This is a genomic window from Gilvimarinus sp. 1_MG-2023 (assembly GCF_030548285.1).
The window spans coordinates 1-229 of record NZ_JAUOSC010001907.1 but is presented as its reverse complement, the minus strand read 5'-3'; the positions used below and the strand labels follow the sequence as shown (position 1 = coordinate 229).

1 pseudogene is annotated in these 229 nt (G+C 51.5%); it reads left to right on the top strand.

Annotated features, from left to right (window positions below):
* Positions 1-229: pseudogene (locus tag Q4563_RS23330) on the top strand (adenylosuccinate lyase); the annotation flags it as partial.

Genomic DNA, 229 nt, shown 5'->3' with positions numbered 1-229 from the left:
AACTCGGAAGGCAACCTCGGCATAGGCAACGCGGTTTTCTCTCCCCTGGCGCAAACGCTGCCGATTTCTCGCTGGCAACGTGACCTCACCGACTCTACTGTTCTGCGCAATATGGGTGTAGGTTTTGGTTACAGCCTGATTGCTTACGCCTCTACCTTAAAGGTCATCAGCAAGCTGGAAATTAATCGCGGTCGTCTGGCCGAAGATTTAAACAACAGCTGGGAAGTAT